16 protein-coding genes are annotated in these 18839 nt (G+C 22.2%); 4 read left to right on the top strand and 12 right to left on the bottom strand.

Going from position 1 to position 18839, the window contains the following annotated elements:
• Positions 1 to 274 precede the first annotated feature (274 nt).
• Positions 275 to 1051 carry a DedA family protein gene (locus AB4W75_RS00640; protein WP_367679537.1) on the top strand — a complete coding sequence of 259 codons (777 nt, stop codon included), beginning with the start codon at positions 275 to 277 and terminating at the stop codon, positions 1049 to 1051.
• Between the two features lie 129 nt (positions 1052 to 1180).
• Here AB4W75_RS00640 and rplY read toward each other — a convergent pair whose 3' ends face one another.
• A complete protein-coding gene (gene rplY, locus AB4W75_RS00635) occupies positions 1181 to 1468 on the bottom strand; it encodes a 50S ribosomal protein L25 (protein ID WP_367679536.1) in 288 nt (95 codons plus the stop codon).
• Between the two features lie 132 nt (positions 1469 to 1600).
• Entirely contained in the window at positions 1601 to 2440 is an 840-nt protein-coding gene (gene nfo / locus AB4W75_RS00630) for a deoxyribonuclease IV (protein ID WP_367679535.1), read from the bottom strand.
• A gap of 834 nt (positions 2441 to 3274) precedes the next feature.
• On the opposite strand from nfo, the gene glyQ reads away from it, so the two are divergent.
• Together glyQ and glyS are read left to right on the top strand one after the other, a co-directional pair.
• Positions 3275 to 4195, top strand: coding sequence for a glycine--tRNA ligase subunit alpha (gene glyQ, locus AB4W75_RS00625; protein ID WP_367679534.1), 921 nt, complete (start codon positions 3275 to 3277; stop codon positions 4193 to 4195).
• Positions 4192 to 6267: a glycine--tRNA ligase subunit beta gene (glyS, locus tag AB4W75_RS00620; protein WP_367679533.1), complete on the top strand. Its 2076-nt coding sequence runs from the start codon at positions 4192 to 4194 to the stop codon at positions 6265 to 6267. The genes glyQ and glyS overlap by 4 nt, the downstream gene beginning before the upstream one ends.
• A gap of 431 nt (positions 6268 to 6698) precedes the next feature.
• On the opposite strand, the gene tgt is transcribed toward glyS, so the two are convergent.
• From tgt to ydiK, 10 genes are all read right to left on the bottom strand, one after another.
• The gene (tgt, locus tag AB4W75_RS00615; protein ID WP_367679532.1) at positions 6699 to 7823 is read right to left on the bottom strand and encodes a tRNA guanosine(34) transglycosylase Tgt; all 1125 of its coding nucleotides are present in this window, start codon (positions 7821 to 7823) and stop codon (positions 6699 to 6701) included.
• A 203-nt stretch (positions 7824 to 8026) separates the two neighbouring features.
• Positions 8027 to 8308 (bottom strand): integration host factor subunit alpha, encoded by a 282-nt coding sequence (locus tag AB4W75_RS00610; protein ID WP_367679531.1) that lies wholly within the window; start codon positions 8306 to 8308, stop codon positions 8027 to 8029.
• Complete coding sequence (gene pheT, locus AB4W75_RS00605) at positions 8289 to 10712, bottom strand: phenylalanine--tRNA ligase subunit beta (protein ID WP_367679530.1); 2424 nt, start codon at positions 10710 to 10712, stop codon at positions 8289 to 8291. The genes AB4W75_RS00610 and pheT overlap by 20 nt, the downstream gene beginning before the upstream one ends.
• Before the next feature lie 17 nt (positions 10713 to 10729).
• On the bottom strand, positions 10730 to 11713 hold the full coding sequence (pheS, locus tag AB4W75_RS00600; protein ID WP_367679529.1) for a phenylalanine--tRNA ligase subunit alpha: 984 nt from the start codon (positions 11711 to 11713) through the stop codon (positions 10730 to 10732).
• Between the two features lie 177 nt (positions 11714 to 11890).
• Entirely contained in the window at positions 11891 to 12247 is a 357-nt protein-coding gene (gene rplT / locus AB4W75_RS00595; protein ID WP_367679528.1) for a 50S ribosomal protein L20, read from the bottom strand.
• A gap of 38 nt (positions 12248 to 12285) precedes the next feature.
• Positions 12286 to 12483 (bottom strand): 50S ribosomal protein L35, encoded by a 198-nt coding sequence (gene rpmI, locus AB4W75_RS00590; protein WP_367679527.1) that lies wholly within the window; start codon positions 12481 to 12483, stop codon positions 12286 to 12288.
• Between the two features lie 87 nt (positions 12484 to 12570).
• Complete coding sequence (gene infC, locus AB4W75_RS00585; protein ID WP_367679662.1) at positions 12571 to 13110, bottom strand: translation initiation factor IF-3; 540 nt, start codon at positions 13108 to 13110, stop codon at positions 12571 to 12573.
• 3 nt (positions 13111 to 13113) lie between these two features.
• The gene (gene thrS / locus AB4W75_RS00580; protein ID WP_367679526.1) at positions 13114 to 15045 is read right to left on the bottom strand and encodes a threonine--tRNA ligase; all 1932 of its coding nucleotides are present in this window, start codon (positions 15043 to 15045) and stop codon (positions 13114 to 13116) included.
• Between the two features lie 277 nt (positions 15046 to 15322).
• Entirely contained in the window at positions 15323 to 16372 is a 1050-nt protein-coding gene (locus tag AB4W75_RS00575) for a 3-deoxy-7-phosphoheptulonate synthase (protein ID WP_367679525.1), read from the bottom strand.
• A 518-nt stretch (positions 16373 to 16890) separates the two neighbouring features.
• On the bottom strand, positions 16891 to 17991 hold the full coding sequence (gene ydiK / locus AB4W75_RS00570) for an AI-2E family transporter YdiK (RefSeq protein WP_367679524.1): 1101 nt from the start codon (positions 17989 to 17991) through the stop codon (positions 16891 to 16893).
• Positions 17992 to 18456: 465 nt separating this feature from the next.
• On the opposite strand from ydiK, the gene AB4W75_RS00565 reads away from it, so the two are divergent.
• On the top strand, positions 18457 to 18834 hold the full coding sequence (locus AB4W75_RS00565; protein ID WP_367679523.1) for an iron-sulfur cluster assembly accessory protein: 378 nt from the start codon (positions 18457 to 18459) through the stop codon (positions 18832 to 18834).
• The last annotated feature ends 5 nt before the right edge of the window (positions 18835 to 18839 follow it).

Genomic DNA, 18839 nt, shown 5'->3' with positions numbered 1-18839 from the left:
AATGAATAATAATTAATATTATACGTTAATTTAATTTATTATCTAAATAAATTTATTTATTATATCAAAAAATACAAAATCAATTACTATTTTAAATTAAATATAAGTTATCAAGAATACAATTATTATAAATAATTATAAAATTTATAAATAATTTTTATAATTAAACAAAAATAATAATTTAAAAAAAAAAAAAAAAATAATATACTTGCGTACATTACATAATAATTTAAGATAAATTACAAAAAACACGAAACTTGAATAATGAGAAATTATGGAATACTGGTTAGAATACATCATAACATTACCTTCTAAATACTTACTCATAGCAGTTTGTATTATTTCATTTTTAGAATCATTAGCAATTGTGGGATTATTTTTACCCGGAATGATTCTTATGGCTGCATTAGGTTCAATGATAGGAAATGGAAAACTATTTTTTTATCCTGCTTGGATAGCAGGAATAATAGGATGCATACTAGGTGATTGGATCTCATATTATATGGGATGGAAATTTAAAAATTGTATATCTAAATTAAATTTTTTTAAAAAAAATTTTTCACTATTAAATAAAACTCAATCTGCACTATATAAACATAGTTTTTTAACTATATTAATTGGTCGTTTTATAGGTCCTGCAAGACCTATTATTCCATTGGTATCTGGAATGTTAAAATTACCAATTATTCAATTTATTATTCCTAATATAATTGGATGTATATTTTGGCCACCATTATATTTTTTCCCAGGTATTTTCACAGGAGTGCTTTTGAATAATCAATCAGTACTCCATGAAGAAAATATTATTCCTTTTAAATGGATTATAATTTTAACAATTTTCCTTATTTGGATTGGAATATGGATGTTAATAAAATATTGGAAAAATTACAGAAACAAACAATTTAACTTTTTTTTGTTTTCTTTAAAACAAACATTAATAATTGGATTAATTAGTATCTTTGTAGGAATGAGTATGATGATATCACTTCAATTTCATCCTCAAATGATTATACTAAGACAATTATTAATTAAAACTTTTATTTCTTCTTAAAAAATCAATAATTAATTTACATTCACACTAATAATTGTTACTGATATTACTTTATGTGTACAGTAACAATTTTAGCTAATTAGTGCATGATGCTATACAATATGAAATGTCATATAAAATATATTTTAATTAATTAATCCAAATAAAATCTACATGTAGTAATTTAGGTTTAAATACATGATAATGTATTGTTTGAACTTTAACACAATATTTAATATCATTCATTAATAAAATTAAATTATTTTTGTAAAACTCATCTTTTAAATGAATATTAAAAATAAAATCATGATCTAATATAACATTAATATTTTTTCTTTTAAAACCATAAATTATAGCTGGTATTTTTTTTTGCAAACGCAATTTACGACTATAATTAGTTCCAGAATGTATTCGTTCTACAACATTAATTGTTAACATATGTTCTTTCCTAAAAAAACACCAATTAAAATAATAAAATTATATAATTGTTATATGTAATTTCCAATATATAACTATATAATCTAATCATTAATACCATTAAATTTCAATACATTAATATTATATCAATAATTAGATACATCCTCTTAACCAATTAATTTCTTGTTTCCATAAACTAGAATCAGGAGTTTCCAAAATAATTGGAATACAATGAAATCTTTCATCTTGCATTATTCTAAAAAAACAATCGTATCCTATATTACCTTTTCCTAAACTATAATGTCTATCTACTCTACTATTCAATGGATATTTTGTATCATTTATATGAATACCACGTAAAAATTTTAATCCCACTATAGATTCAAATTGTTTAAATAAGTTTAAATATTTAGACTTACTACGTAAATCATAGCCACTAGCAAATAAATGACACGTATCCAAACATATTCCTATTCGAGAATGATCATCTACATACTCAATAATTTTTGCTAACTGTTCAAAACTATAACCAATATTAGTACCTTGACCAGCTGTATTTTCTATTACAATACATACATTATTAGTATGACGAATAGCATAATTAATTGAATTAGAAACATTTTTTAAACATAGTATCTCACTAATCTTATTTAAATGACTACCAGGATGAACATTTAATAATCTTAATCCCAATTGATCACATCGATTAATTTCTTCTATAAAAGCTATACGAGATTTATGTAATAATTCTTCTTGAGGATGTCCCAAATTAATTAAATAACTACTATGAGGTAAAATATGTTTAAAAGAAAAATGATATTGAATACAAGCTAATTTAAATTTCATTATATTAACATCAGTTAATACATTAGCTTTCCATTGTAACTGATTTTTAGTAAAAAAAGCGAATGCATTAGCACCTAAATTGTATGCTCTTATTACTGATTGATCTACACCACCTGCAGAACTCACATGAGCACCAATATATTGCATAGATTATTTTCCTATATTACATAAAATATATTATTAAAATAATAAATAATATATTTATATATATATAAATATTTCATATAACATTTTATAATATAAACTTAAATAAAAAAAATAAATATATAAATATAATTTATATTATATCTATAATATATAATAATAAACAGTTGTATTTAAATAAATAACAAACTAAAGTACAGTATTAATAATTATTAATATAATACATTAGTATTTCAAAAACATAAAAAATTAATATCTACATAATTAATTATTAAATAAAAAATTAATAATTCTATTAATTTATAAAATTATTAATTATCTATATACAAATTTTGATTACTATTGTAATTAACTAATAAATATTAAAAAATTATAAAATTACTCGTACAAATAATAATAACTGTAATCATCATAAATTACAAATGTAGAATAATACAATCCAATTACATTAATAATAAACAATTAAAATATATTAAAGTAAATAAAAAATATGAAAAAATAATATATTTTGTTATATATAAAAATAATTATATATCAAATATTAATCATACATACATAAATAAATTAAAAATACAGCAAAAGTATTTTTGAAATAAATTAAAAATTTAAAAAATGTTATAATTATACTTATATAATATATATAGATTTATTTAATAAATATATTATTTAACTAAAATATATTAATAAACTATTAATATAAACAAACACTATATATATAAATGATATTAACTATAAAAAATAATTAACATTTTTTTTAACAAATAATAATATTAACTATACTGTTCATAAGATATAATGTAAATATAAAAAAATTAAAATTATAATTCAAGACATTACATGAATAAACTTAACAAAATTACGTTTTATGATGTAATTCAAAATTTAACAAAATATTGGCATAATCAAGGATGTACTATAATACAACCATTAGATTTACCAATAGGAGCCGGTACATTTCATAGACAAACTTTTTTTAATGCACTAGGACCTGAACCAATATCCATAGCATATGTACAACCATCAAGAAGGCCTTTAGATGGTAGATTTGGAAAAAATACTAATAGATTACAACATTATTATCAATTTCAAGTCATCATAAAACCAGATGTCGATAACATTCAAGCTTTATATCTTAATTCATTAAAAAATTTAACAATCGATAATAATAATAATGATATTAGATTCGTTGAAGATAATTGGGAAAATCCAACATTAGGTGCTTGGGGTATAGGATGGGAAATATGGCTGAATGGAATGGAAATTAGCCAATTTACTTATTTTCAACAAATGGGTGGTTTAAACTGTAACCCAATTAGTGTAGAAATTACTTATGGATTAGAAAGATTAGTTATGCATGTACAAAATCAAGAAAACTTATATAAACTAATCTGGAATACAAATTCATCAACTACAACAACATATGGTGATCTATTTCTAATAAATGAACAAGAACAATCTCAATATAATTTTGAAATAGCTAATATTGATTTTTTATTTAATAGTTTTAATCAATATATTGATGAATCAAAAAGAATTTTATCTCATCAACATGATTTATTTATTCCAGCTTACGAATGTGTCTTACATGCTAATCATATCTTTAATTTACTTGATTCTAGAAAAGCACTATCTATTACTGAAAGACAAAACTATATCTTAATTATTCAAAAAATCATAAAAACAATTGCTGAAAAATACTATAATAAAAGAAAAAAATTAGGATTTCCATTATGTAAAAAAAGTAGGAATACTATATGAATAATAATACATTTATAGTTGAATTAGGAGTAGAAGAATTACCAGCAAAAAAATTATATAACATTGCATTATCATTTCACGAACAAATAAAAAAAGAAATTATAAATAATAATATTCATTACAAAAAAATAAAATGGTTTGCAACTCCTAGAAGAATAGCTGTTCAAATCAAAGGAATTGACATTAAAAACAACATAAAAAAAGAAATTATTCTGAAAGGACCATTAATTAAAAATGCATTTAATAAATATAATAAACCTACTAATTCAACAAAATTTTGGATCAAAAAAAACAATATTAATTTACAAGAAACTTCAACTATTGAAACTATACATGGAACATGCTTAGCCTACAAAAAAATAGAAATACTTAAATTTAATAATGACATTTTTTCAAACATCGTTAAATCAGCTATTGAAATAATATCAATTGGAAAATTAATGAAATGGAACATTAATGAAAAAAAATTTTTTAGACCAATTAGAACTGTAACATTAATGTACAATGATATAATTGTTCCGTTACAAATATTTAACGTATGTTCAAATCAATTTATTAGAGGACATCAAATTATAGATCAACCTATTCTTTTAACAGATGCCAATAAATATTCCTCTATATTATTTAATCAAGGAAAAGTTATAGCCTGTTATCAAAAAAGATTAAAAATAATTGAAAATGAATGTAACATTGCATCATCAAAAAAAGGTTGTAGTATAGAACTTCATGATCAATTATTACATGAAATAAACTCATTAGTTGAATGGCCAGTTGTACATGTAGGAAAATTTAAAAAAAAATTTCTTGAGTTACCAGAAATAGCAATTATTCATACAATTGAAAATGATCAAAAATGTATTCCAATGTATAAAAATAAATCCTTATCTTGTTATTTTATTTTTGTAAGTAACATTAGTAATGTTAACTTCAAAAATATCATTATAGGTAACGAAAGAGTAATTAATGCTAGATTATCAGATGCCCAATTTTTTTTTCAACAAGATAGGAAAAAAAAACTAATTGATCAATTAATATTATTAAAAAAAGTTGTATTTCAAAAAAAATTAGGTTCATTATTTGAAAAAACAAATAGAATAATATCTTTATCACAATTTATTGCTAATCATCAGATTCAAGTTAACATCGATCATGTAAGAACAGCTGCTACTTTATCAAAATGTGATTTGATTAGTCATATGGTAACTGCTTTTCCAAAAATTCAAGGAATAATAGGTATGCATTATGCAATACTGGATGGTATAGATAAAGAAATTGCAACTGCTATTAAAGATCAATACAAACCTGAATTTTCAGGAGATATATTACCTAAAAATACCATTGGTGATATTTTATCAATTTCTGATAAAATAGATTTAATTACTGGAATGTTTAGTATCGGTAATCATCCTTCTTCTGATAAAGATCCATTTGCATTACGTAGATCAGCTATAGGAATTTTAAGAATTATATTAGAGAAAAAAATTTCTATTGATCTGAAAAAATTAATTGAAAAATCGTTACACTTGTACAATACCATACAATATAATTGTAACATTGTTCAACATATTTTGCATTTTTTCATAAACAGATTACATGACTTATATCAAAAACAAGGTTATAAAAATGATATTATTAAAGCAGTCTTAAAAATTAATCAAACCAATTTAATTAAAGTTAATTTAAAAATACAAGCAATTACATATCTTCAAACATTTCCAGACTATCAATCAATTATACTTTCTATAAAAAGAATTTCTAATATTCTTAAACAATTTGACTTTATTGTAAAAGAAACATTTAATATTTCTTTAATTGATTCCGAAGATGAAAAAATTTTATATACTTTAGTAAGTTCAATAAAAAATAAAATAAAAAATATATCTATTGAAAAAAAATACTTTATAACAATCCTAGAACTTATTAAATTAAGTCAACCTATTCATAATTTCTTTTGTTCCTCTAAAATTAATCATAATAATTATGAAATAAAAATGAACAGATTACATTTGTTAAAAATGATTGAAGAACTATTTTTTACAATTGCAGACTTTTCTATTTTAGAAACAACATAATATTTTAAACTATTCATATTGTAAAAAAAAAGTAAAATATAACGATATAATTACATGAATGATCATAAAAAATTATTTTATAATACATTTTTATTATATTATCCATTAATAATAATATTGCCACTATGTTAGTGGCAAAATAAACAATAATTATACTATTCAATACATATTACATATATTCTATGTAAATTATAATTTTTTTTTACTATAGATTTATGTCATCAAATCACAACTATAATTTATATAAATAATTCTTTTTTTTATAATTATTATTTAAAATTTAATATTATTTATTTTTTAATCATATTAAATATATTTGATTAAAATATATAATTAACATAAACATAAAAATAAAAAATGATAAGAACATAATATGCTAACTAATATTATAAAAATATAGTTATTATAACAACATATAATTTTGTTTTTTTTTATATCAAATTTTCGTTTTTTATATAATTTTTATTAAAATTAATTACAAAATTACGAATCGTTTTTTGTTTAATAGCATTACGTAATTCTTCCATAAGATTAGAATAATAGAATAAATTATGTATAGTATTTAATCGTATTCCTAAAATTTCTTTACAACGATATAAATGATGTAAATAAGAACGAGTATAATTAATACAAGTATAACAGTTACATTTTTTATCCAATGGTAACATATCATATTTATATTGACTATTACGAATCTTGATAACACCATTAGAAACAAATAAATGACCATTTCTAGCATTTCTAGTAGGAATTACACAATCAAACATATCAATTCCATAATTTACTGCTTGGACGATATCTAATGGTGTTCCAACTCCCATTAAATATCTAGGTTTATCTTGAGGAAGTTGAGGAGTAACATATTTTAATATAGAATATAAGCTTTCTTTTGATTCTCCTACAGACAAACCACCTATAGCATAACCATCAAAATCCATTTTAATTAAATTAGTTATTGAAAAATAACGTAATTCATGAAATAATCCTCCCTGTATAATTCCAAATAAAAGATTTTTATTTCCTAATTTATTAAAATGATCTTTACTTCTCTTAGACCATAATACTGATCTTTCCATAGATTTTTTAACAATATCCCAGGATAAATTACAATCAATACATTCATCAAAACTCATTACAATGTCTGAAGATAAACTATATTGAATATCCATAGATTTTTCAGGAGTTAAAAATAATTTATTTCCATCTTTAGGATTTGTAAATAAAACACCATTATCATTTACTTTACATATTTTATTTAAACTAAATATCTGAAATCCTCCTGAATCTGTTAAAATTGCTTTTTTCCAACGCATAAAATTATGTAATCCATTATGATCTGTAATAGCTTTTAAACCAGGACGAAAAAATAAATGTATAGCATTACCAAGTATGATATTAAAACCCATTTCATATAATTCTTCTGGAGTCATGGATCTAACAACACCATATGTTCCTACTGGCATAAATACTGGAGTTTCAATACTTATTTTCTTTGATTTTAAATTTAATATTCCATTTCTAGCTAAACCATCATAGAACTGTACTTTAAAAACCACAGAATTAATCCTTTTTAAAAATAAATATTATTAATAAAATTATTAACATAATCATAATTATTATATTGATAATATTATTTATTATATTTGTTAAATAAATGTAATACATAAAAAAAAAAAAAAAAAAATAATTATATTTATAAATTTGTATTAATATTACATTGAAATAATTATCTTTATTATGTATAAAAAATTTAACTTAATTATACATTAATACGATTTTTTAATTTTTGACCTGATTTAAATACAACAACTCTTCTAGCAGTAACAGCTATATTTTCTTTTGTTTTTGGATTTCTACCAGGTCTTGTTTCTTTATTTCTTAAATAAAAATTACCAAAACCTGATAACTTAACAGTTTCTCCTTTTTCTAATGATAATCTAACTTCTTCAAAAAATAAATCAACTAACTGTTTAATATCTTTTTTTTTTAGTTTAAATTTTTCAAATAATAATTTTGATATATTAGATTTTGTTAGTACCATAATTCTCATCTCTTAATTGTGCTTTGAACTTCTTTTTTAATGCAAATACACAAGTACGTACCATAAAAATAATTTCATCTTCTCGCAATGTTTTTTTACAATCATAAAAAGTTAATCTAATAGATAAACTTTTTTTTCTATTACCGATTTCATTGTTACGATATATATCAAAAATATCAAATTTAATTTTTTGATTGTTAATTGAAGTTTCACAAACAGAAATAATGTCTGATACTATCACATCTTCATCTATAATAATTGAAATATCACGTTTACTTAAAGGAAAATTTGATAATTTTACAATATTAAATTTTCTTACTTCTCCTAACAGATCACATAAAATTTCAAACACTATGACTTCATGTTTTATATTAAATATACTTTGTATCTTTGGATGTAAAACTCCAATACAACCTATTCTTTTATTAAAAAAATAAATTCCTGCACTTTTTCCTGGATGTAATCCTTCAAATGATTCACTTTTAAAAAAAATATGATCTAAATTATTATTTATCTCTAAAATAGACTCTAAGTCACCTTTTAAGTCATAAAAATCTAATTTTCTATTTTTCATATCCCAATGAGGATGGTTATAATATCCACTAACAATTCCTGCAATATAATTTTGTTGTTTTACATTTAATTCGTATTGAGTATTTGGTGAAAAACACAATCCCATTTCAAAAAAACGAAGAGATTCTTGTTGACGTTTATAATTATATAAAACAGTATTTAATAAACCTGGCCATAATGATACTCTCATTGATGACATATCTTTTGAAATAGGATTATCGATCAATAAATATTCTTGATTTGGATAAAGTAAATCTTGTAACTTAGGATCAACAAAACCATATGTTACTATTTCATAGTATCCTTTATCTACAAACATCAATTTAATTCTATCTAAATATGTATCTAAATAATTTTCTTTAATTATAGAGATATCATTAATAAAATACATACCATTAGTATTATTATTTCCATGAATTCGTATAATATCACTTATAATATCTTCTTCTATTTTTATATCAAATCTCCAACTCGGAACTATGATATTCCAAATATCATCATTTAATATATTAATAACATAACCTAATTTACATAAAATATTTATACATATTTTAGAATCAATATGATACCCTAATAATTTATGTAACCTACTATAATGAAAACAAACAGTAGATTTATAAAAAAAATAATTATTATCAAAAATATTTGTAAATATTGTTCCTGGTTCCCCACCTAATATTTTCAATAATACATCAGTCATATAATCTATAGTACTATACTGTATATCTGGATCTATTCCCCTGTTTAATAAATTAGAGAAATCATAATTTAATTTAAAAATATCTAATGACATATCTATATTATCTGGTGGAAAATAAATACATCCCAAAAATATATTTTTAGTATACATAGTTACAGAAGATAATTTTGTATTAGCAATTCCATGTATAGATAAAATCTGATCGTTATCATTAGTAATCACCGTCATTTTAGAACTTAAATTAACACAAACATTATTTTTTTCTAAAATACATTTTTCTGATGAATAAGCTAAACGTACAATAAGTTCTCTGTTAATTTTATCTGCATCAAAAACATGAAACAATTGTCCAAAATGAATCATACAATAATTAATAACGTCATATATCACGTTTGTTGAAGATACATTTGAACGACGTAATTTTTCTCGCAACCAAAAAGGAGAAGAACGATTCATATCTATATTTCGAATAATTCTACCGAAATATCTTAAACATGAAGTTCCTGGTTGTATATTAATACGAAAACTATCATGAATTTTTGTATTAATTGATATATTATCAAGCAATGGGAGTTTTAAATGATTTAAAACTGCTACTTCTCGAGCAATACCTATAATACTTAATAAATCTGATCGATTAGAGTTTACAGAAACAGAAATGATATTTTCTTGTGAAGAAAAATAATATCTAATATTTATACCTACTTTCGCATTAATAGGTAATTCAATTATACCTTCTTCATGAGAAAACATTTCTAAATCTGAAAAAGAACATAGCATTCCTTCAGAAATAATTCCTTTTACAATCATAGTTGATATACGATATAATTGAGGTAATAGTGATCCTACTAAAGCTACAGCAACTTTCATTCCCACATAACATTTTTGATCTCTACAAATAATTCTAAGATTCTTAGTAATATTAACATTAACTATTAATAAAAATAATTTTTTAGATTTTGGATGTAAAGTACATTCTAAAATTTCCCCCACAACTATACCATAAAATTCTCCAGACATTTTTGTAATACTTTCAACTTCTAATCCAGCGGTTGTAACTTGATCACATAATGAAAGAATATCAATAGATGGATTAATCCATTCTCGTAAACATGTTTCACTGAATTTCACTTCAAAAAATCCTTATTTTATTTAAATTGTTCAAGAAATCTTATATCATTTTCAAAAAAAGAACGAATATCAGAAATCCCATATTTCAACATAGCCATTCTTTCTATCCCAATACCAAAAGCGCAACCTAAATATTCTAAATGATTAATATTTAAATTTTTAAATACTTTTGGATGAACCATCCCACATCCCAATACTTCTAACCATTCTCCTTGTATACTTCTAATATCTACTTCCATAGAAGGTACTGTAAAAGGAAAATATGAGTTTCGAAAACGAATTTCAACACTATTATTAAAAAATTCCCTTAATAAACTTTGAATTATCCATTTTAATTGAATAAGATTAATATTCCTATCAATAATTAATCCTTCCATTTGATGAAACATAGGAGTATGAGTAGAATCATAATCATTTCTATATACTTTACCTGCTACAATGCAACGAATAGGTAATTTTTTTTTTTTCATAATTCGTACTTGCATACTAGAAGTCTGAGTTCGTAATAATCTTGACTTATCAAACCAAAACGTATCATGCATACTACGAGAAGGATGATTTTCATCTATATTTAATGCATCAAAATTATGATAAGCATCTTCAATTTCTGGACCAGACACAAATTCTAATCCTAATTTAAAAAAAAAATTTTTTAAAAAATGTATAGTCATAGTAATGGGATGTAAATTACCATTTAAAATTTTTCTACCTAATAAAGTAACATCTATTTTTTGTTTATTTACACTAACATTCAATAAATCTTGATATATTTTTTTTTTTCTGATATTTAATATATTTTGAATATGATTTTTTATATGATTTAAATAACAAGCAATTTCTTTTTTTTCTTGATGTTTTAACACACTTAACTTCTTCATTTCAAGAGTAATGTATCCTTTCTTACCTAAATATTTAATTCTTATTTTCTCTAATTCATGTATAGTAGTACAATTACTAATTTCTATATTAGTAGATTCTATTAATTTAGATGAAAATTTCATTATTCTACACTTTCTATTTATATATTATCATTTTTAATATAAATATATTAAAAAATTAAATTCAAAAATTAAAAATTATATAGATATCAATATATAATTATGTAAACTATAATTACAGTATAATTTATATGAACAATGAGGGGTCGTTAGTTCCCCTCCATATTTAAAAATATTCAATTATTTTAATGCTGTTTTCGCTTGTTCTATTAAATTTAAAAATGTTGAATGATCAAAAATAGCAATATTAGATAAAATTTTACGATTAATATTTATACAAGATTTTTTTAAACCATACATAAATTGACTATATGATAAATTACTTGTTCGAACTCCTGCGTTGATTCTAGTTATCCATAACTGACGGAATTGACGTTTTTTATTCCTACGATCTCTATATGCATACTGACCTGCTTTAATAACAGCTTGTTTAGCTACTCTATACACACGAGAGCGTGCACCATAATAACCTTTAGCTTTTTTTAAAATTTTTTTATGTCGAGCATGGGCCACCACACCTCTTTTAACTCGTGCCATGCAAATTCTCCTTTAAAAACGATTTTATACAACTAATATTATCTATATGGAAAAAAAGATATTACTCGTTGCATATCTTCTTTTGAAACTAATATTTTAGGACGCAGGTGTCTTTTATGATGTGTATTTTTTTTAGTTAATAAATGTCTTAAATTAGCCTGTTTTCTTTTAAATTTACCTGAGGATATTTGCTTAAATCGTTTTGCTGCACTACGCAATGTTTTTAACTTTAACATAACTCAAGCCTTAAATTAAAATAATAAACTTTTCAAAAATTCATTTTGTACACATAATCTTGTTAAGATCAATAAATTAATAAATTTTTACTTTTTTTTAGGTGATAAAATCATAATCATTTGACGACCTTCAATTTTAGATGGAAATGATTCAACTATAGAATATGGAATTAAATCATTTTGTATTCTTTTTAGCATATTGACACCAATATTTTGATGAGCCATTTCTCTACCACGAAATCTTAAAGTAATTTTAACTTTATCTCCATCATTTAAAAAACGAATTAAATTTCTTAATTTTACTTGATAATCACCTTTATCAGTACTTGGTCGAAACTTTATTTCTTTTATCTGAATTATTTTTTGTTTTTTCTTTTGTTCTTTAGAATATTTATTTTTTTCATATAAAAATTTTCCATAATTCATTAATCTACATACTGGTGGTTCAGCATTAGGACTAATTTCCACCAAATCAACTCCTAATTCTTCAGATTTTAATAAAGCTTCTTTTAAGCTAACGATTCCCATAGGTTCTGAATTCAATCCTGACAATCTAACTTGAGAAACACGAATTTCTTTATTAATACGATTTAATCGTAATTGTTGTATCTTTTTTCCGACTTTAATACTTTATACCTCCATTTTATCAACACCATAAGTATCAATTTCTAATTTTAATTTCTTGATAACCCAATCAATATTTACTAATTCAAAACTTTTTCCAGATCTTGTCCGAATTGTAACTGTACAATTATCTTGCTCTTTATTACCGCAAATAATAATATATGGAATACGTAAAATTGTATAATTTCTAATTTTAGCATTAATTTTTTCATTTCTAATATCTAATTGTACACGAATTCCTGATTTTGATAATATTTTTGTTATGTTTTTTACATAAGAAATTTGATCATCATTAATATTAATTACTACTACTTGTACAGGAGATAGCCATAATGGGAAATTTCCTGCATATTCTTCTATTAAAATTCCAATAAATCTTTCTAAAGATCCTAATATTGCTCTATGAATAATAATTGGTGATTTACGTTCATTATTACAATTAATATAAAATGTATTTAATCGTTCAGATAAATAAAAATCAAGTTGAATAGTTCCACATTGCCAAGTTCGATCTAAAGAATCCTGTAAAATTAATTCAATTTTCGGTCCATAAAATGCTCCTTCTCCTGGTTGATATTCAAAACTTAAATTGTTTCTTTTTAATACATTTAATAAATCCTGTTCAGCTTTAATCCAAATTTTAGTATTACCAATACTTTTCTTAGGACGAGTAGATAACTTAATTAAAATTTTTTTAAAACCAAATATTCGATAAATATCGAAAATCATTTTTATACATATATCAATTTCAAAATCAATTTGTTCCTCTGTACAAAATATGTGAGCGTCATCTTGAGTAAAAGAACGAACTCTCATTAATCCATGCAAAGAACCAGATGGTTCTTGTCTATGACAACTTCCAAATTCAGCCATTCTAATTGGCAAATCACGATAAGATTTTAGTCCTTGATTAAAAATTTGTAAATGCCCTGGGCAATTCATAGGTTTAATGCAATATTTTCTATTTTCTGAAATAGTAGTGAATATTGATTCTTGATAATTTGTCCAATGACCACTATGTTCCCAAATTTTTTGATCCATAATTAATGGAGTTTTTACTTCTTGATAATTATATTCTAATAATTTAAGACGAATAAATTGCTCTAATAATCTAAATATAATTAATCCATTAGGATGCCAAAATACCATTCCAGGAGCTTCTTCTTGCATATGATATAAATTTAGAGTTTGATTTATTTTTCTATGATCACGTGCTTTAACTAATTGTAAATAATTTATATTATTATTTAATTGATCTCTAGTTAACCAAACTGTTCCATATACTCTATGCAACATCTTATTATTTTTATCTCCTTTCCAATAAGCTCCTGAAAGTGTTTCTAATTTAAAATATCGACAAAAACGTATATTTGGTAATTGACATCCTATATCAAAATCAACATGATCAACATGATTATATACATTAATATAATCATCATCTGTTCCTAATTGTTCTAATAATAATTCTACTTTATATGATTCTTCTATATTATTAAAAAATTTAATTGCTTCTTGTATTGTTTTTTTTTGATTTATAATGTTGAATTTACGTTTAGATAATTCTAACATTTTAATTTCAATTCTTTCTAAATCACTTTTAACAATATTTTTATTTATATCAAAATCATAATAAAATCGATTATTTATAACACCACCAATTCCTAATTTAGAGTTAGGCCATAATAACTTAATTGCATATCCTAATAAATGAATACAAGAATTTTGCATAATACTTATAGCAATATCATCAGTGTCATTAATAATTTTAACAACACAATTATTTTTAATAATAGTATTAAGATTAATTACATTATTATTTATATATCCAGCAACACAATTATTCAATATTTTTGGATTAATATGTTGAATAATATTAAATAATGAAATTGGTTGATCAAATCTATACTGGTTGCCATCAGAAAAAGAAATAATCGGCATGTTTCATCCCTAAATAAAAATAAAAAAACTAAATAAAAATATTTTATATATAAATTAATATATGTATATACAAATATAAATCAAATATGTAATATTCATTACATTATTGCAAAATATTAGCTTTTATATTTTAATATTATAGATTACATTAATATAAAAATAAAAATTTTATTATAATATAATACTATAGAATATTTCATAAGTATTCTATATTATATAGATAAATATCTTAAATTAAAAACAGTATTGCTAGCCAATATTGACCAGCAACATTTTATTAAAATCTACTATCTACAGAAAATGCTAGTTCATCTAAAATATCTATACTATCATTCCAAGATAAACAAGGATCAGTAATAGATTTACCATATATTAATTTTTCTTTATTATCAATTATCTGTTGTGTACCTTCTTCTAAAAAACTTTCAATCATTACTCCTACTATTGAATGGTTTCCGTCTTTAATTTGTTGAGATATATTAGAAGCAACTATTTTTTGTAATTTATGCTGTTTTAAACAATTCCCATGACTACAATCTATCATTAAATATTCCGGTAAAGAAAACTCTCTTAATTTTTGTTCTGCAAATCTAACATTTTCTACATCATAATTAGGCTTTTTACCACCTCTCATTATTATATGACCAAATGGATTACCACTAGTATGATTAATTGTCATTTGACCATTTTTGTTAGGTGCAAGAAATAAATGTCTAACTTTCGTAGCTCTAATAGCATCAATTGCAATTCTAATATTACCATCAGTACCATTTTTAAATCCTACTGGGCAAGATAAAGCAGAAGCCATTTCTCGATGAATTTGACTTTCTGTCGTTCTTGCTCCAATAGCTCCCCAACTAATTAAATCTGCAATAAATTGACCAATAACCATATCTAAAAATTCTGTTGCTGCTGGCATACCAATAGAATTTATATCTAATAGTAACTTTCTAGCAATGTTCAATCCATGATTTACACGAAAACTACCATTTAAATCAGGATCAGAAATTAACCCTTTCCACCCAACTACAGTTCTAGGTTTTTCAAAATAAGTACGCATGATAATTTCTAATCTTGTATTATATTTTTTTCTTAAAATATTTAAACGATGTGCATATTCCATAGCTGCTATGGGATCATGTACTGAACAAGGACCTATTACCACCAATAATCTTTTATCTTTTCCTGTAATAATATTAGCAATATTTTTTCTTGTCATAATTACATTATCCATAATTTTTGGAGTTATGACATGTTTTGTTGCTAATTCTAAAGGAGTAATTAACGGATCAATTCTAATTGTACGTAATTCATCTGTTTTTTGCATTTTATTCTCTATATTTTAATGTAAAAAAAAAAAAAAAAAAAAAATAATTTAAAAAAAATAATTTACTACTTTTATCTTAATTTTAAATATATTATTGAAAATTAATTATTACATCATGTAGTATTAATTATAATTTCAATCATCCAATATAATTTAAATTCAAAAAAATATAAAAAGATTTAAACTAAAAATATTATAACTTATTAATTTTATTTAATAGAAAAACAAAACAAACAATCATGAATAAATTATAATTTATTAAATTGATTTAAAATAAACATAAAAAACTAAATAGATAATATTTATTAATTAATAACTGTGAATATTAATATTTATTAATATAATAAATATTATTCAACTATAACAATTATCTTATATAATAAAGAAAAATTAAATAAAATAATAAAATATATTAATATTTGTTAGATTATTAATATAAATACATCATTTATTTATAAAAATTAAAATAAATTAAGATAATATCAACTACAAATAATATAAATTCATGTACTTACTATTTATTCAGTTTTATTATTTTTTTTTATATTTTTTTCTAATAAAAATTCTGAAAATGGAACATTATTCATCCATGATAAAATGAGACGATAAGAAATCACTAATACCACAGGACCTAAAAATAATCCTATCATTCCAAACATTAACAACCCCCCTATTGCTCCAAAAATACTTAATAAAGTTGGAAGATCAGCACCTATTTTAATTAAAAAAGGACGTAATATACTATCTAATATACAAATATTAATACTCCAAAATAATAATAATATTCCAGATGTAGTATAATTATTTAAAAACAACCATATAATTACTGGAATTAAAACAGGTAACGGTCCTAATTGTATCAAACAAAAAAAGATAACTAATACAATTAATATGCAAAAATAAGGAATATTAAATACAATTAATCCTATTCCAGATAAAATAATTTGAATTAAAGAAGTTACAATGATACCTAATGCCACAGAACGAATAGATTTACCGGCAAAAACAATAACCGCATCACCAGAATCAGAACCTAATCTAAAAGCAAAATGTCGAATAGTTTTTTCTATTTTTTCTCCATTCCAATATAACAACCCGCTAAAAATAATTATACAAATCAAATGTACTATTAACTTACCTAATTTTCCTGCTTGAACAAGAAAAAAAATACTTGTATAACTCATATAAGGTCTGATATGTGCAATTAATAACGATCCTTCGTTTTTTAATAAATTTTGATATTTTGAAAATAATCCATCACCAATTACAGGAATATCTTTAATCCAAATTAATTTTGGAAATTTTAAATTACCAGAATGTAACCAATTAATAAAAGGAAGACTGTTATCAATTAAATTATTAACTAAAATAATTACAGGTAAACAAAAAAATAATAATAGTAAAATAACCATAATCATTACTGCTAAGAATCTCTGACCACCTAAATTTTTTTGAATTATTAACAAAATAGGCCAAGTAGAAATAACAATCATACCAGACCAAGTAAAAGATAAAAAAAATGGATAAATAATTAAAAAACTTGTAAACATCATAATTATAATAAATATAACTAAAAAAATTGTTTGTATTAAGTTTGTATCTTTCCGTTGGTTGTACATATAAAAGTCACACCTCGAAAGTTTTTTAATTATTTTTTTTGTTGTAATAATTATCATATACTCAATTATTAATATAATTAACTAATAAGATAATTTTTACATAAATAAAATATAATAAATCACTAAAATAGTATATTTTCAATATTGTATGTTATATAATATCAAATTAAATATATAATAAAATTTTTTTAATAATTATCTTATATATATAGAATATAAAAAATATAACAATAATATAGTATCCAGTAAAATTATATATTAAATATAATAACATTATATTGTTTTATTTTCATTACTGGATCAATAATTTAAATTCACAATAATATAATATATAATTATGTTTACAAAAAATATACTATTAAAATGAACACTAATACATATAATAAGTTCAATTATTATTAATTTAAAAAATAAATGATATCAAGATATATCTATACATCAATATCATACATGCGGAAAATATATATGATAGAAAGTTATAATACCAAAATTATTAATAAAGAAAATAAATGGAAGGGTATTCATTTAACAAAAAAAGCAGAAGATCAAATTCATTCTTTATTACAACAATCAAATGATTTTATAGGTGTGAGAATTCAAATCAAGAAATCAGGGTGTGCAGGATTTCGTTATCATGTGGAACAAATTAAAGAACAAAAAAAAGAAGAATTAATATTTTATTTTACACACTTTATAGTATGTATTCCATTACAACAAATAAATTTACTTAACGATATGACAGTTGATTTTGTAACAGAAGGCGTAAATCAATTATTTAAATTTTATAACAAAAAAGTTAAATTTTCTTGTGGATGTGGAGAAAGTTTTTCATTAATAAAATAATTAAA

It is taken from the genome of Buchnera aphidicola (Eriosoma lanigerum) (genome assembly GCF_964059125.1).
GTDB lineage: Bacteria > Pseudomonadota > Gammaproteobacteria > Enterobacterales > Enterobacteriaceae > Buchnera_D > Buchnera_D aphidicola_C.
Note: the sequence above shows the minus strand (reverse complement) of the source record. Positions and strands in the feature narration are given on the sequence as shown.

Coding starts and splice junctions, on each gene's coding strand:
- AB4W75_RS00610 (WP_367679531.1), bottom strand. CDS start 8,308: ATGGTACTAACAAAATCTAATATATCAAAATTATTATTTGAAAAATTT.
- AB4W75_RS00565 (WP_367679523.1), top strand. CDS start 18,457: ATGATAGAAAGTTATAATACCAAAATTATTAATAAAGAAAATAAATGG.
- glyS (WP_367679533.1), top strand. CDS start 4,192: ATGAATAATAATACATTTATAGTTGAATTAGGAGTAGAAGAATTACCA.
- thrS (WP_367679526.1), bottom strand. CDS start 15,045: ATGCCGATTATTTCTTTTTCTGATGGCAACCAGTATAGATTTGATCAA.
- AB4W75_RS00575 (WP_367679525.1), bottom strand. CDS start 16,372: ATGCAAAAAACAGATGAATTACGTACAATTAGAATTGATCCGTTAATT.
- pheS (WP_367679529.1), bottom strand. CDS start 11,713: ATGAAATTTTCATCTAAATTAATAGAATCTACTAATATAGAAATTAGT.
- ydiK (WP_367679524.1), bottom strand. CDS start 17,991: ATGTACAACCAACGGAAAGATACAAACTTAATACAAACAATTTTTTTA.
- rplY (WP_367679536.1), bottom strand. CDS start 1,468: ATGTTAACAATTAATGTTGTAGAACGAATACATTCTGGAACTAATTAT.
- rplT (WP_367679528.1), bottom strand. CDS start 12,247: ATGGCACGAGTTAAAAGAGGTGTGGTGGCCCATGCTCGACATAAAAAA.
- AB4W75_RS00640 (WP_367679537.1), top strand. CDS start 275: ATGGAATACTGGTTAGAATACATCATAACATTACCTTCTAAATACTTA.
- rpmI (WP_367679527.1), bottom strand. CDS start 12,483: ATGTTAAAGTTAAAAACATTGCGTAGTGCAGCAAAACGATTTAAGCAA.
- nfo (WP_367679535.1), bottom strand. CDS start 2,440: ATGCAATATATTGGTGCTCATGTGAGTTCTGCAGGTGGTGTAGATCAA.
- glyQ (WP_367679534.1), top strand. CDS start 3,275: ATGAATAAACTTAACAAAATTACGTTTTATGATGTAATTCAAAATTTA.